General features: G+C 61.3%; 10 protein-coding genes. 4 read left to right on the top strand and 6 right to left on the bottom strand.

All coding sequences use genetic code 11. From position 1 onward, the window contains the following. Positions 1-455 (bottom strand): iron-sulfur cluster assembly scaffold protein (locus IAE77_RS25545; RefSeq protein ID WP_294232825.1); only part of this gene is annotated, 455 nt, incomplete at its 3' end. Positions 456-463: 8 nt separating this feature from the next. After that, positions 464-1,024: a rhodanese-like domain-containing protein gene (locus IAE77_RS25550; protein WP_294232827.1), complete on the bottom strand. Its 561-nt coding sequence runs from the start codon at positions 1,022-1,024 to the stop codon at positions 464-466. A 116-nt stretch (positions 1,025-1,140) separates the two neighbouring features. On the opposite strand from IAE77_RS25550, the gene pssA reads away from it, so the two are divergent. From pssA to polA, 3 genes are all read left to right on the top strand, one after another. After that, entirely contained in the window at positions 1,141-2,022 is an 882-nt protein-coding gene (gene pssA, locus IAE77_RS25555) for a CDP-diacylglycerol--serine O-phosphatidyltransferase (protein WP_294232830.1), read from the top strand. 56 nt (positions 2,023-2,078) lie between these two features. Beyond that, the gene (locus IAE77_RS25560; RefSeq protein WP_294232833.1) at positions 2,079-3,299 is read left to right on the top strand and encodes a hypothetical protein; all 1,221 of its coding nucleotides are present in this window, start codon (positions 2,079-2,081) and stop codon (positions 3,297-3,299) included. Between the two features lie 141 nt (positions 3,300-3,440). Beyond that, complete coding sequence (gene polA / locus IAE77_RS25565; RefSeq protein ID WP_294232836.1) at positions 3,441-6,236, top strand: DNA polymerase I; 2,796 nt, start codon at positions 3,441-3,443, stop codon at positions 6,234-6,236. Positions 6,237-6,312: 76 nt separating this feature from the next. Here polA and IAE77_RS25570 read toward each other — a convergent pair whose 3' ends face one another. Genes IAE77_RS25570 through IAE77_RS25585 form a run of 4 tightly spaced genes read right to left on the bottom strand, consistent with a single transcriptional unit; the run spans position 6,313 to position 11,437 of the window. After that, on the bottom strand, positions 6,313-7,701 hold the full coding sequence (locus IAE77_RS25570) for a DUF4340 domain-containing protein (protein ID WP_294232839.1): 1,389 nt from the start codon (positions 7,699-7,701) through the stop codon (positions 6,313-6,315). A 33-nt stretch (positions 7,702-7,734) separates the two neighbouring features. Continuing rightward, complete coding sequence (locus tag IAE77_RS25575) at positions 7,735-9,861, bottom strand: GldG family protein (protein ID WP_294232841.1); 2,127 nt, start codon at positions 9,859-9,861, stop codon at positions 7,735-7,737. Between the two features lie 36 nt (positions 9,862-9,897). Then, a complete protein-coding gene (locus IAE77_RS25580; RefSeq protein ID WP_294232844.1) occupies positions 9,898-10,656 on the bottom strand; it encodes an ABC transporter permease in 759 nt (252 codons plus the stop codon). 40 nt (positions 10,657-10,696) lie between these two features. After that, positions 10,697-11,437 carry an ATP-binding cassette domain-containing protein gene (locus IAE77_RS25585; RefSeq protein ID WP_294232846.1) on the bottom strand — a complete coding sequence of 247 codons (741 nt, stop codon included), beginning with the start codon at positions 11,435-11,437 and terminating at the stop codon, positions 10,697-10,699. Between the two features lie 248 nt (positions 11,438-11,685). Between IAE77_RS25585 and IAE77_RS25590 the strand changes: the two genes are divergently transcribed. Next, positions 11,686-13,524, top strand: coding sequence for a hypothetical protein (locus IAE77_RS25590; RefSeq protein WP_294232849.1), 1,839 nt, complete (start codon positions 11,686-11,688; stop codon positions 13,522-13,524). Positions 13,525-13,540 lie beyond the last annotated feature (16 nt).

Here is a 13,540-nt window from a genome sequence, read left to right on the forward strand (position 1 = left end):
CCGGCGGCGCTGAGCGCGTCGGCAAGCGTGCCAGACTGGTCGGGAGGCGCAGCGGGGCTGGATTCTGAACTCTCCGCCCTCTGCTCTCTGCCCTCGGCTTCCAGCGCGGCCCGGAGGGCGCCTTCGACCATCTGACCACAGTGAATCTTCATCGGTGGCAGGGGGCCGAGCGGCTGGCTCAATTCTTCGGCAGACATCGCGAGCGCCTCGTCCTTGGTTTTGCCGCGGATCAATTCGGTCGCGATGCTGGCGACGGCGATGGCGGTCTGGCAGCCGAAGCTCTGAAAGCTGGCTTTGTCGATCACCTTTTGGCCGTCCTTGTCCTTGTATTTGATCCACAGGCGCACCATGTCGCCGCAGTCCGGGCTGCCGACGGTGCCGACGGCATCCGCATCGGGCATTTCGCCGAGGTTTTGCGTGTTGGTGAGGGCTTGCTGGAGGGCGGCTTCGTCCATGATGGCGATCAGGCTTCGATTTCGATACGATAGCGGGGCAGCGTCGGATCAATCTCCTGGCTGTAGGCGTCGATTCCACCGGTGAGGCACTTCGTCTCGCCAAAGCCGTGGCCGATGAAGTAGGCGGCGGCATCGAGTGAACGGGAACCGGTGTGATCGTAGAGCACGATGGGCTTCGTCTTGTCCCCGTGGGTGAAGATTTCCTGCACCAGCTCCTGCGTGAGAAGACGGGCGCCGGGAAGCTTCACCGCGTCATGCTCCTCCCGTGTGCGGACATCCAGCAGCGTCAGATCTGGCAGGGCGCGGCGGAGTTGCTCGAAGTCATGCGGGGAAATCTGAAGTGAGGAATCGCTCTGATGGCTCTCCTGGATGTGGGCGACGGCCTCCGCCACCGGGATGTTTTCATTCCGCTGGCAGACCTGCGCGAGCGTCTCCCCCGGCTGGAAGCCGCAACTGCGGCATCCACCGATGTGGTAACGTGCGAACAGCGCCCGCTGCGCGCCAGGGTAGGCCTGGAGCACCTGGCTCATGGTCATGTCGCCGTTCAAAGGGGGAAGCGCGTCGGGCATGGGGTGGGCAGCATGGAGCATCGAGGGCGGAGCACAAGTGTTCAGTGCCCTGAACCGTCATTCGGGCCGCATTCGTCATTCGACATTCCGTGATTCGTCATTCACCTTCCGCCCTCATGCCCCAGGCCCATGAACCTCGCATTCCGGTGCTGCCGACTCTGATGACGGCGGGAAACATTCTCTGCGGCTTTGTCGCCATCCTACACATCTTCGACGGCAAATACTACGAGGTGACCGCGCATTACCACTATGCGATCGTGTTCATCCTGCTGGCCTGCCTGTTTGACGCGCTGGATGGCCGTGTGGCACGCATGGGTGGCACGGAGAGCCCCTTCGGCCGGGAACTCGACTCGCTGGCGGACATCGTGAGCTTCGGCGTGGCGCCGGCGTTGCTCGTGCATGACATCGTTTTGAAGGAACTCGACACGCCCAAGGGCCTGGGCTGGCTCATCTCATGCGTTTACCTCGTCTGTGGTGCGATGCGGCTGGCACGCTTCAACTGCCTGGCCGCGGCGGATGTGAAGAGCAGCAGCAAGAGCTTCCGCGGCTGCCCGATCCCTGCCGCAGCCGGTGTCATCTCTTCATTGACGCTGCTGATCCTGTGGCTGGACAGCAACGAGCGCGAGATCGGCAACTGGAAGTATGCCCTGGCGGGTCTGATGGCGCTGCTGTCGTATCTGATGGTCAGCAATCTGGAGTACCCGAGCTTCAAGGCGGTGAACTGGCGCACGAAGCGCTCCTTTCACTGGGTGCTCATCAGCATCGTCGCCATCGCCTTCACGGTGATGAACTGGCACTGGATGCCCTCGGTCATCTTCGTGACCTATCTGCTCTACGGCCTCGTCCGGCCCTGGATCTCCCGCAAGTGGCGGCAGGAAATCGAAATCGAGCCTGAATCACCCGAGGTCGATCCAGAGGTGGAGACCCGCATCCTCACGGGAGAGATCGACGACGAGAGCGAATCCGTCGGCAGGAGCGATCCAGCAGCGCAGATTTGAACAAAATCGTTTCACAAATGCGTGCGTCGGGTAATTGAGGATTCCCCACCGACCACATGGCAGATTTCTACCAGCACGCCCGCGTTCCGACCCTGCACCACCTCGCCCACGCGGACAGCTCCGCGCGCGAGACAGAGATGCAGTCCCTGGCGGACAAGCCGGTGGCGCTGCTGCTGCCCGCCCTCTACGCCGAATGCGAGCGTCCCGCGCTGCCCCGCATCCTTGAGGAGGTCTCCCAGGCCGGCCACATCAGCGAGGTCATCCTCAGCATGAACGGCATGGATGCTGCCGAGCACGAACGCGCGCTGCGCATCTGCCGCCAGCATCTTCGAGGCAAACCGACCCACCTCCTGTGGAATGACGGTCCCCAGCTCACCCGCGTTTATCAACGCATGGAGGAGGCGGGGCTCGCTGGCTCGCATGCGGGCAAGGGCTCCAACATCTGGATGGGCATCGCCTACCTCCACGCCCGCGGCTTCAACGGCATCATCGTCAGCCACGACACCGACATCCTGAACTACAGCCGTGATGTCCTGTGGCGCCTGTGCTACCCGCTGCTGCATCCGCGCATGGGTTACCACTTTGCCAAAGGCTACTACAGCCGCGTCTCCGACCGCCTGTATGGCCGCGTGACACGCCTGCTCATCTTTCCTCTCGTACAGGCTTGTCGCGATGTCCTCGGCACCAAGCCGCTGCTCGAACACCTCGAAAGCTTCCGCTATCCCCTGTCGGGTGAATTCGCCGCCGACATGAGCGCCCTTGAGCGCTTCAGCCTACCCGGCGGCTGGGGGCTGGAGGTCGCCATGCTCTGCGAAGTCTTCCGCCATCTGCCGGGAGAGCAGCAGTGCCAGGTGGACCTCGGTTTCCACTTCGAGCACCGCCATCGCAACCTCACGCACGAACAGGTCGGCGTGAACGAACCCGGTCTGGTCTCCGCCGCCGCCGACGTGGCCCGCTGTCTGGCCTGGCAAGTGCTGCGAGAGGCCGAACCGCGTTCCGCGCACAGCCTCATGGACCGCATCATCGAACGCTATCGTCCACGCGCCTCTGAATGGCTGAGCCGCTACGAACACGTCGCACTTCTCAACGGCCTGCATCACGATCTTGAAGAAGAGACCGCCGCCGTCACCGCCTTCGGCCGAGCACTCGACCAGCTTCTTCAAACCATCGACACCGACGGTCTCCGCGTCCCCGCCATGCGTGAGCCACCAGCGAAAACTCTGGCCGCTATCCCGGGTCTCCCGGAAGAAATCGTCGCCAGCGCGACGAGATTGTGAGGGGCGTGTAAAGCCGCGCCATCACCGCTTTGATCACCGGCTCCCCGTCATTGGAAACTTCCCACGGCAAGCTGAATCCGGGGTGACGAACGTCCCATCCTCGTTTGCGCCTCTCTCGCATCCGCCTACCCTCGCGATCACATGTCCGACCGGCTTTTCCTCCTCGACGCGATGGCGCTGATCTATCGCGCCCACTTCGCTTTCATCAAAAACCCCATCCGCACGAGCGATGGCGTGAACACTTCCGCTCTCTACGGCTTTGCGAACACGCTGCTGGACATCCTGCACAACCAGAAGCCCACGCACCTGGCCGTGGCCATCGACACCTCCGCGCCGACGCCGCGCCATGAGATGTTTCCGGCCTACAAGGCGCAGCGCGAGGAGATCCCCGAGGACATTGCCATGGCGATCCCGCAGGTGAAACGGCTGCTACAGGCCATGAACGTGCCGCTGCTCGTGCGCGACGGCTACGAGGCTGACGACATCATCGGCATCATGGCCGCCCGGGCGGACAAAGCGGGCCTGGAGACCTTCATGGTCACGCCGGACAAGGATTTCGGGCAACTCGTGACCGAGCACGTCAAAATCTACAAACCCGGCCGTCAGGGCAGCGACGTGGAAATCCTCGGTGTGAAGGAAGTCTGCGAACGCTGGGGCATTGAGCGCCCCGCGCAGGTCATCGACATCCTCGGGCTCATGGGCGATGCGGTGGACAACATCCCCGGCGTCAAAGGCTTCGGCGAAAAGACCGCCACCACGCTCATCCAGCAGTTTGGCAGTGTCGAAAACCTGCTCGCGAACCTCGACCAGCTCAAAGGCAAGCAGAAGGAAAAGCTCGAAGCCAGCCGCGACGACGCCATCCTCTCCAAAAAGCTCGCCACGATCTTCACCGACATGCCCTTCGAGGCGGAGCTCGCCGATCTCGTCGTCAAACCGCACGACGACGAGGCGCTGAAGGCCTTTCTGACCGAATTCGAGTTCAACGCCCTCGGTCGCCGACTCTTCGGCGATGATTTCAAAGCCGGTCGCGGACGCAAAACAGCCGCGGAAGCCCCGGTGGGAGAATTGTTCGCCACCGAGGAGATCACGAAGCCCGTCGAGGCCAAGCTCACCACCATCGCCGACACGCCGCACGCGTATCACCTCGTCCAAACGGCCGAGGAACGTCAAAAACTGCTCCAACTGCTTGCGGGGCAGACAAGCTACTGTTTCGACCTCGAGACGACCGGACTCGATCCACGTGACACGCAGATCGTCGGCATCGCTTTCTCGTGGAAGGCCCACGAAGGCTGGTTCGTGCACTTCCCACGGGAAAAAGCTGCGGCGAAGGCAGTGCTCGAAGATTTCCGCGAAGTGTTCACGCGCGATGGCATCGAGAAGATCGGCCACAATCTCAAGTTCGACCTCAGCGTGCTGCTGGCGCACGGCATCGAGGTGCGCGGGCCGTTTTTCGACACGATGCTCGCGCATTCACTGATCGATCCCGATCAGCGTCACGGCATGGACTACCTCTCGGAGACGTATCTGCACTACACCCCCGTGCCCATCACTCAGGTCATCTGCACTGAGAAAGACGACCTTTTTGGCACCACCATGGCCCAGGCAGCCGATCAGGACGCGCAAAAGGTCGCAGACTATGCCGCAGAGGATGCCGACGTTACCTGGCAGCTCGCCGGGAAGATGCGCCCTGAGTTGAAGGAGCAAACTTACGTCTTCGAGTCCATCGAATCGCCGCTGCTGCCCGTGCTGACGAAGATGGAGAACTTTGGCGTGAAGATCGACGTTCAGGCGCTGCGCGAATACGGCATCGAACTCGAAAAGAAGGCCAGGGAACTGGAGAAGCGCATTCAGGAAAGCGCCGGCGGTCCCTTCAACCTCAACAGCCCCAAACAGCTCGGCGAGGTGCTTTTCGAACGCCTCAAACTCCTCGAAAAACCGAAAAAGACCGCCACGGGCCAGTATCAGACCAACGAGCAGGTTCTACAGTCGCTCCTCGGCCTGCATCCCATCATTCAGGACATCCTCGACTACCGTGAGGTCACGAAACTCAACAGCACCTACGTCGAGGCGCTGCCGCACGCCGTGTCCAAGGTCACCGGCCGCGTTCACACCACCTTCCATCAGCTCATGGCCGCCACCGGCCGCATGGCGAGCAGCAATCCGAACCTGCAAAACATTCCCATCCGCACCGATCTCGGCCGGGAGATTCGCAAAGCCTTCGTTCCCGGGCATGACGGCTGGATTTTGATGAGCGCTGACTACTCGCAGATCGAACTGCGCGTCATGGCAGCGCTCAGCGGCGATGCCGCGATGATCGAAGCTTTCGCGCAAGGCCACGACATTCATCAGGCCACCGCCGCGCGCGTGTATGGCGTCGAGCTCGACGGCGTGCTGCCCGAGATGCGCCGAACGGCGAAAATGGTCAATTTCGGCATCATCTACGGCATCAGCGCCTTCGGATTGAGCCAGCGTCTGGGCATTCCACGCGGTGAGGCCGCCTCAATCATCGAGAACTACTTCAAGCAGTTCCCCGGCATCAAACGCTTCATGGATCAAATCGTCGCCGACACCAAAAAGCACGGCTACACGGAGACGCTCACCAAACGCCGCCGCACGATCCGCGACATCACCAGCGCCAACGCCACCGTTCGAGGCCAGGCCGAGCGCGTGGCCATGAACACACCGATTCAAGGCACCGCAGCCGACATGATCAAGCTCGCCATGATCCACGTCGATGCCGCTTTGACGAAAGCCGGCCTACAGGCCCGCATGCTGCTCCAGGTGCATGACGAACTTCTCTTCGAAATGCCCGCCAGCGAAGCTGAACAAGCCCGCGCCATCATCGTCGATGCCATGAAGAACGCCATCCAGCTCCCCCACGGCGTCCAGGCCGAGGTCGAGGCCGGCACCGGCACGAACTGGCTGCAGGCGCATTGAGGCTGACGACCGGGCAAGAAAAAGGCGGCTGGGGGAAACCAGCCGCCGTTGGACGAGATGAATGATGGGCTGCTGACTACTTCTTGGCGGCGTCGCCTTCCGGCTTGGCAGGCTCTGCCGGTTTCTCGCCCGTCACCGGATTGGCTCCGGGAGCAGGAGCTGGTTTGATCTCCGGCTTGGGTGCCTCTGGAAGCGGCGTGGCCGGAGTCGTAAGCGCGGGCGGTGTTGATGGCGGGGTGAGGCCAGGAATCATCTTTTTGATGTCTGGAAGGCTGCCTGGGGTGGCGGCACCGGCTCCGGGAGCGCCGGGAGCATCTGCCTTTGCCGGTTCGGCGAGGATTTCGCCCCGCTTCTTGAGCAGATTGCTGACGGTGTATTCGGAGACGTCGAAAACCCAGCCCTCAAGCTTCTTCTCGGCAGCAAGCTTGTCCTCCTTCTTTTTCTTTTCCTCGGCGAAGGCCGTGTCGTTCTTCTTTTTGTCCTCTTCCTTCTCATCCTTCACCGGAGCACGCTCTTTGGCGATGTCGGCGCTGACGGTGAACGCGACATAGTATTTGTCTCCGCCGTCCGCAGTCTTCTTCGCGACCTGGAGGTTGTAGGTGAAGCCGTCGAAGGTGACGATCTTGACCTTCACGCCGTCCTTGAAGGTCTCAGCGGCCTTGTCCTTGGCCAGCACGTCGTTGAACGTGGGGCTGGAGAGAAGGCTGGTGAGGTTGACCTTGCCGTTGTCGAGTTTTTCGCCGGCCTTGGCGCCTTCGAGGGTGAACTCCGTGTCGTCTTCCTTGGCACGGGAGGCCTTCCAGGAATCCTCCGGCTTCGCCGAGGTGACCTCGACGGACTTGATCTTCTGCACGTCGATGAAAGCCTTGTCGATCCAGGTCTCGGCCTTGCTTTCGAGGTCGGCGAAGGTGTTTCCGACGCTCCAGATGGTCTCGCCGTCATCGGGATTGACCATGCGCACGAGGCGCTCGTTGCTGCCGCCGAAGGGTGAACTGTTCGGATTGCCGGAGGTGGTGACATTGCTGCCCAGGACAAAGGACTTCTTGATGTTGCCTTTGCTGTCGAGCAATTCGACGAGGGTGCCGATGCCGTAGCCGTCCGGATGGCCGGGAGGCTGCACGCCGACCTTGGCCCAGGATTCCTTGCCGACGAACTGCTTGTCCTTGATCTTCTGTTCCTTGAGAGCCAGCAGCGCACGGCTGATCTTGTCAAAGCTGGCTTCATATCCGCCGCGTTCGGCGACGGTCCATGCGTTGCCGTTGAGGGCGACGTTGACTTCGTTGCTGGCGTCCTTGATGCGGATTTTCTGGATGCTGTTCACATCGAGATCAGGGATGAGCATGGTGCGCATGTCCACGCCACGGCGGGAACCGGTGCTGAGGCGGGATTTGCGGTCCTTTTTCACATAGACGGCAGCGCCGACGAGCCCGACGAGCACGATGATCAGAATGACGATTTTATTCATGGTCTGAAAACGGGGTTGAGATGAATGACTGGATCAAACCGCGGCAGTGGCGGCACGACGACGGATGGCGAGCAGGATGCCGGCGCAACTGACGAGCAGCGGAACGGCGAGGAAATTCAGCCACTTGAGGGTGGTCTTGATGTATTCGACCTCCTTGTTCTGCTCCTTTTTGATCTCGCGGACCTCGCGGGAGAGCTTCACGTCGTTCTGCATGAGTTCCTCAAGGTCTTTCTGCTGCTGCGGATCGACGATGAAGCCTTTGCCCTTGGAGTCACGCTTCAGACGCAGAGCGCCCATTTTCTCAGCGATCTTCTGGCGCTCGGCTTCAAGGCTCATGAGTTTCGGGCGGAATCGCTTCTCCACTTCCTCACGCTTTTCCTTGAGGGTGCTGAAGGGACGCACGGCGGACTTGCGGTTGCGGACCTGGAGGAGGTCGCCGCCGCCGGCGAGGACTTCGACAGAGTTGAGGATCAGCGGCAGATTGCCCGTGCGGGAGACGAGCATGCCGGTCATCGGGTCCTGCTGCACGCAGAAGGCATCATAGAGCATGTCCACATCGGAGAGCAGAATGACGACGCCTTCGCTGTTGGCGGACTCTTTGAGCGAACCGTCATCCTTCTTCGGCTCTTCTTTTTTCGGCTGGTCGGCAGGAGCAGGCGTGGCAGGCGGAGCGGCCTCAGCAGCGGCAGGAACGGACACCGGCGGTGTGGTGACCGAAATCGGCGGCGTGGTGACGGTGACTGGCGCTGGAGCGGCCGCAGGAGGCGTGGCCGCTGGCGTCGTGGGAGCGGCCGGAGCAGGGGCAGCCGCAGGTTTGGCTTCCTCCTGGGCACCGCCAGCCTCGGGCTTGGCTGCAGCTTTGGCGGGCTTGCCATTCGGGAAGGCGGTCTTGAATTTGCCCGTCAGACGGACGCCGAGGATCTGCTTGCGTCCGCTGGAGGTGAAGTTGCTCAGGCCCTGCGGGGAACGGGCTTTTTCAGCCTCGGTGAGGTCAATCATGGCGGACTCCTCGGAACTGGTGGCCAGAGTCTCGGCCGAGATGCCTTCGCGGTTGTCGATGCTGAACGAGCCAGCGGTGACCATCACGAGCGAATTGAGGCCGGACGTGATGCGATCGTCACGATTGATGGCGTCCGCAGGCAGTTGCAGCGCGGTGGGATTGTTGCGCCCCTGCAGCATGCCGCGGTAGTTCATGTCAGCGACGACGAGGTCGTTTTTATAACCGATGCCCCAGGCCTTGAAGAGGTTTTTCAGGTCGGAGGTGGTGTTGATCATGTTCTGCTGCCCGGTCATCGGGTTCTGCTGGCCGCTGAAGGCCTGCGCAACGACGCTGTTCGGATCGACGAGGGCGATGACCTTGCCGCCGCCGAGCAGGAACTGATCGATGGCGTATTCGGCGCTCTCGGTGATGTCAGCCGGATGCAAGACGAGGAGCACTTTGATGTTCGGATCGATCTTGTCGGTGCTGATCGGCACCTCGACGACCTCATAGTCAGCCCGGAGCTGCTGGACGACCACCCAGGGCTCCTGACCACGCTGACGCTGGAACGGGAACATGGGCGAGCCCATCACCGGGATGGCGCTCATGACGCCGACGACGTTCTTGGTGGGCTTGCTGACCTTCGCGATCGCACGTGCGATGTCGTATTCGATGGATGACCCCTCGTTCGGGGCGGGCGGATTGAGGAACGGGATGACTTCTTTCTGATCGAGGCACTGGATCGCCATGCCGAGGTAGATCTTGTCCCCTTCCTGATTCACGGGCCCCATGTCCTGGATTTCGTCCTCACGAGCCTTGTCTTCCTCCTCCGTGTTGGGATTTGGATGGATGGTTTCGAGGATGATCTTGTCATTGGAGGCCTTCACGAGTTCCAGCAGCAGATCTTCCACGGCACGGACGTGCGGCTTGAGCACGTTCGGCATGACGCGGTCATCGGTGGTGTAGTAGAACCGGATGGTGACTGGCTCGTCCTCGTTGAGGCGGCTGAGGATGTTCTTCGTGCCCTGGGAGAGGGTGTAGATGCGGTCCTCGGTGAGATCGATGCGGAAATTGCCGAAGCCGAGGGCACCGACGAGGAAGTTCAGCACGACGACGATGGCGATCACCAGGATGGCGGTGATGCCAGTGGTGGCTTGTTTGCTTTTCAGATTCACGCTCATGGGGTCAAATCAGGTGAGAGGTTGGTTTGATGAGCATCAGGCACGCTTCGAACGAAGCGCCTGGTTGGTGATGAAGAGGGTCACGACGATGACAGACAGGAAGTAGAGCACGTCACGGAAGACGAAGATGCCTTTCGTGAGCTCATAGAAGTGGTCCATGAAGCTGAAGTAGCTCACGAAGCGGACGACTCCCTCCGCCCAGGAGGGAACGGTGCTGACGATGGTGTGAGTGACGCCCGGGTCACCGATCAAGGCGATCACAATGCAGAAGGCGACGCTGACGATGAAGCAGACGACCTGGCTGCGCGTGATGGCGCTGACGGCGCATGTCACCGAAAGGCAGGCCAGCGCGTAGAGGTAGCTGGCGATGTAACCGCTGATGATCGGCCCCATGTCCGGATTGCCAAGATAGCAGACCGTCCAGACGATGGGGAAGGTCAACGTGAGTCCGATGAGCCAGACACAGGCGGCGGCGAAGAATTTCCCCAGAATCGCCTGCCAGGGCGAAACCGGCATGGTGAGGAGCAACTCGATCGTGCCGAGGCGGTGCTCCTCAGACCACAGGCGCATGCCCACGGCGGGCGCGAGCACGGTGTAGATCCACGGATGCCAGACGAAGAAGCGCTCGGTGAGCGCGACGTCCTCACTGTCCAGGATGCGTGAGAAAAAGAAGGGGAAGCCCATCGCCGCGAGGAGGAAGATGACGACGATGACGTACAACACGGGCGAGTTGAAGTAGGCCAGGAACTCCCGTTTGAAGACGGCCACGGTGTTTTGCAGGTCGCGTTTGCGCATGTTCAGGTGGGTTGGGGTTGGAGATGGGAAAAGGGAGGGTTTAAGCGGCCTTCTTCAGCGCCGTCTCGGATTTCGTGATGCTGCGGAAGACTTCGTCGAGCGAGTTCGCACCTGGAACGAGCTTCTTGAGCTTGTCCGGCGTGCCGTCGGCGACGACCTTTCCACGGTCGATGATGATGGCGCGGGAACAGGCGGCCTCCACCTCCTCAAGGATGTGGGTGGAGAAGATGATGGCCTTGTTCTGGCCCATGCGCTTGATCATGCCGCGGACCTCGTGCTTCTGATTCGGATCGAGGCCGTCGGTGGGCTCGTCGAGAATGAGCACATCAGGATCGTGAATGATGCTCTGGGCGAAGCAGGTACGGTGGCGGTAGCCTTTCGAGAGGGTGTCCACGCTCTGGTTGCGGACGTTGTCGAGGAAGCACATGTCAAGCACGCGGTCGATGGCCTTGGTGCGGTCAGCGCCATGGAGGCCGCGCATCTCGGCGCAGAAGCCCAGGAAGCTGGCGACTGTCATGTCGGAGTAGAGCGGGGCGTTCTCCGGCAGGTAGCCGAGGCGTTGCTTCGCATCCTCGGGATTTTCCAGCATGTCGATGCCGCACAGGCTGATGCTGCCGCTGCTGGGCCGGAAGTAACCGGTGACCATGCGCATGGTGGTGGACTTGCCGGCACCGTTAGGACCGAGGAAGCCGAGGACCTCTCCTTTTTCCACGGAGAACGAGATGTCATCGACGGCCACTTTGGTGCCGAACACCTTGATAAGGTTTTTGACTTGAATCATAACGTCGTTGGGTCGGTTGGGTTGGGAGTTAACGTCGCAGGAGAGCTGCCTTGTTTGCTCGCCCTCGCTCCGGACGTTCCATCGCGGAGCGGTGCTTTAGGAGGCCGCTATGGGTTTTCAACTGAATTTTCGAGCGCCGCGAAGCCTGCGCCTCACAACGGGTCATGATCGAAGCCCGTGCAAAAATTCAACGTGACGGGCCATTTCGATCACCTACACTTCCCGTTTCCCCCCGCCACCCTCCGTTCATGCTCTGGCATCAGAAAATCGATCCCACCAAGGATTTCAATCCGAAGCCGTTCGTGCTGTGGCGGCCGTTCATCGCCGCCTGGGAGTGGCTGTTCCCGCCCACCGTCGCCCACCGGGACCGCCAGTCCCCGCTTTCGCGCTGGATCGCCACGTTCGTGATCGTGAGCTTCTGCACGGCGCTGCTGCTGCTGGGCATCCTTTACGCCCGCCCTCTCAAGAACGCCTACAAGAACATGCGGGCGGAAGGCATGGTGAAGGAAGCGCGGCAGATGGCGGAGAACGGCCAGGTGGTGAACGCGGTGATGAAGGCGCAGGAGGCCTATCAAAAGGCGCCGGAGAGCATTGATGCCATCCGTTTGAACTTTGAATACTTCACATTGATGAAGCGCGACACGGCGCTGTTTTTTTATGACAAGCTGAAGGACCTCGGCGTCCTGACATCGACGGATGAGCAGCTCCATGTGCGCTGCCTCATGAACCTTGGACGGCCGAAGGAGGCATCCGTGGCCCTGGACAAGCTGATGCGAAGCGAGCAGCCGAGCGAGGCCCTGATGAAGCTGGCGGAGGATGTGTGGGGACAACGCGATCAAAACAAGCAGCTCCGCGATGTGCTCAAAGGCTACACAGAAGCCCATCCTGACGACAAGGAGAGCGTCTTCCGGCTGGCGAAAGTGCAGGTGGCCTCGGGAAATCCCTCCGAGATCAGCGAAGGCATGGATGCGTTGTGGACGCTGGCAGCGCAGTCAGACGCGCTCAGCCTTCAAGCCTTGGAATTCCTCAACAGCCTGCCTTCGCTGACACCAGGGGATGCCCACAAGCTCATCGAGCGCCTCAAGACGCACCCGAAAGGCAACGAGTGGCATTATGTGACCGCGTTGAAACGGGAAGTGCAGCAGTTCCCCGCCCGCAAAAAGGAAATCGTGATGGAGGCGACGATCCGTTATCGCGACAAAAAGCGTGACGAATTGCTGCCTTTCGTGCGCTGGCTGGTGGAGGAGGGCGAATTCCGCCAGGTGCTGGCCGTGGTGCCTGAGGAGGAGGCCAAAGCGCATCAAGGCCTGCTGGAGAACTATCTCAACGCGCTGACCATGCTGCAGCGCTTCCCGGACGTGGAACGCCTGATCAACGATCCGGCGATCGCCAAGGTCATCGATCCGACCACGCTCGCGATGTTCCGGGCGCACCTGGCATACGTGCTGAAAAAACCAGCGGAGGAACTGCGCTCGAAGCTGATCCTGGCCAAGGACGCGGCCCAGGCGAACGGACGCTACCCTTCCCTGCTGCAAATCGCCCGCTATGCCGAGGAACGCGGCCACTTTGACATCGCGGAAGACGCATTCCGGCTGACCGTGAAAGCCGCCCGCCGCGCATCCGCGGCACCACGCATCGAACGCGACGCTTTCACCGGCCTGATCAAGGCCTGCACCGCCAATCACAACACCGAGGCCCTGCTTCAGGCCACGACGGAAGCGGTGCAGCGCTGGCCTGACGACAACGCCTTCATGGAGCGCCACCTCTATGTGACACTGCTGGCCGGCAGAAACATCGAACTGGCGCTCAGCAACGCCAAAAACCTCCTGAAACTACAGCCCAAGGACAACGCCCGGAGACTCGCCGTGGCGCTGGCCCTGTGGCGCCTCAAAGACTTCCAGCAGGCCCTGTCTTACCTGCAATACATGGATCTGAACTTCCTGAGCGAAGGCCAGCGGGCAGTTTTCGCCGCGATTGCCCACAGTGGCGGCTTCACCGAGGAGGCACGGGGCGTCATCAAGGCGATCAACCCCAAGGCGGACATGCTGCCGGAGGAGCGCCGCTGCTATGAACTGCCGCTGAAGTAATCAGCGCCGCTTTCCC

This window comes from Prosthecobacter sp. (assembly GCF_014879935.1).
GTDB lineage: Bacteria > Verrucomicrobiota > Verrucomicrobiia > Verrucomicrobiales > Verrucomicrobiaceae > Prosthecobacter.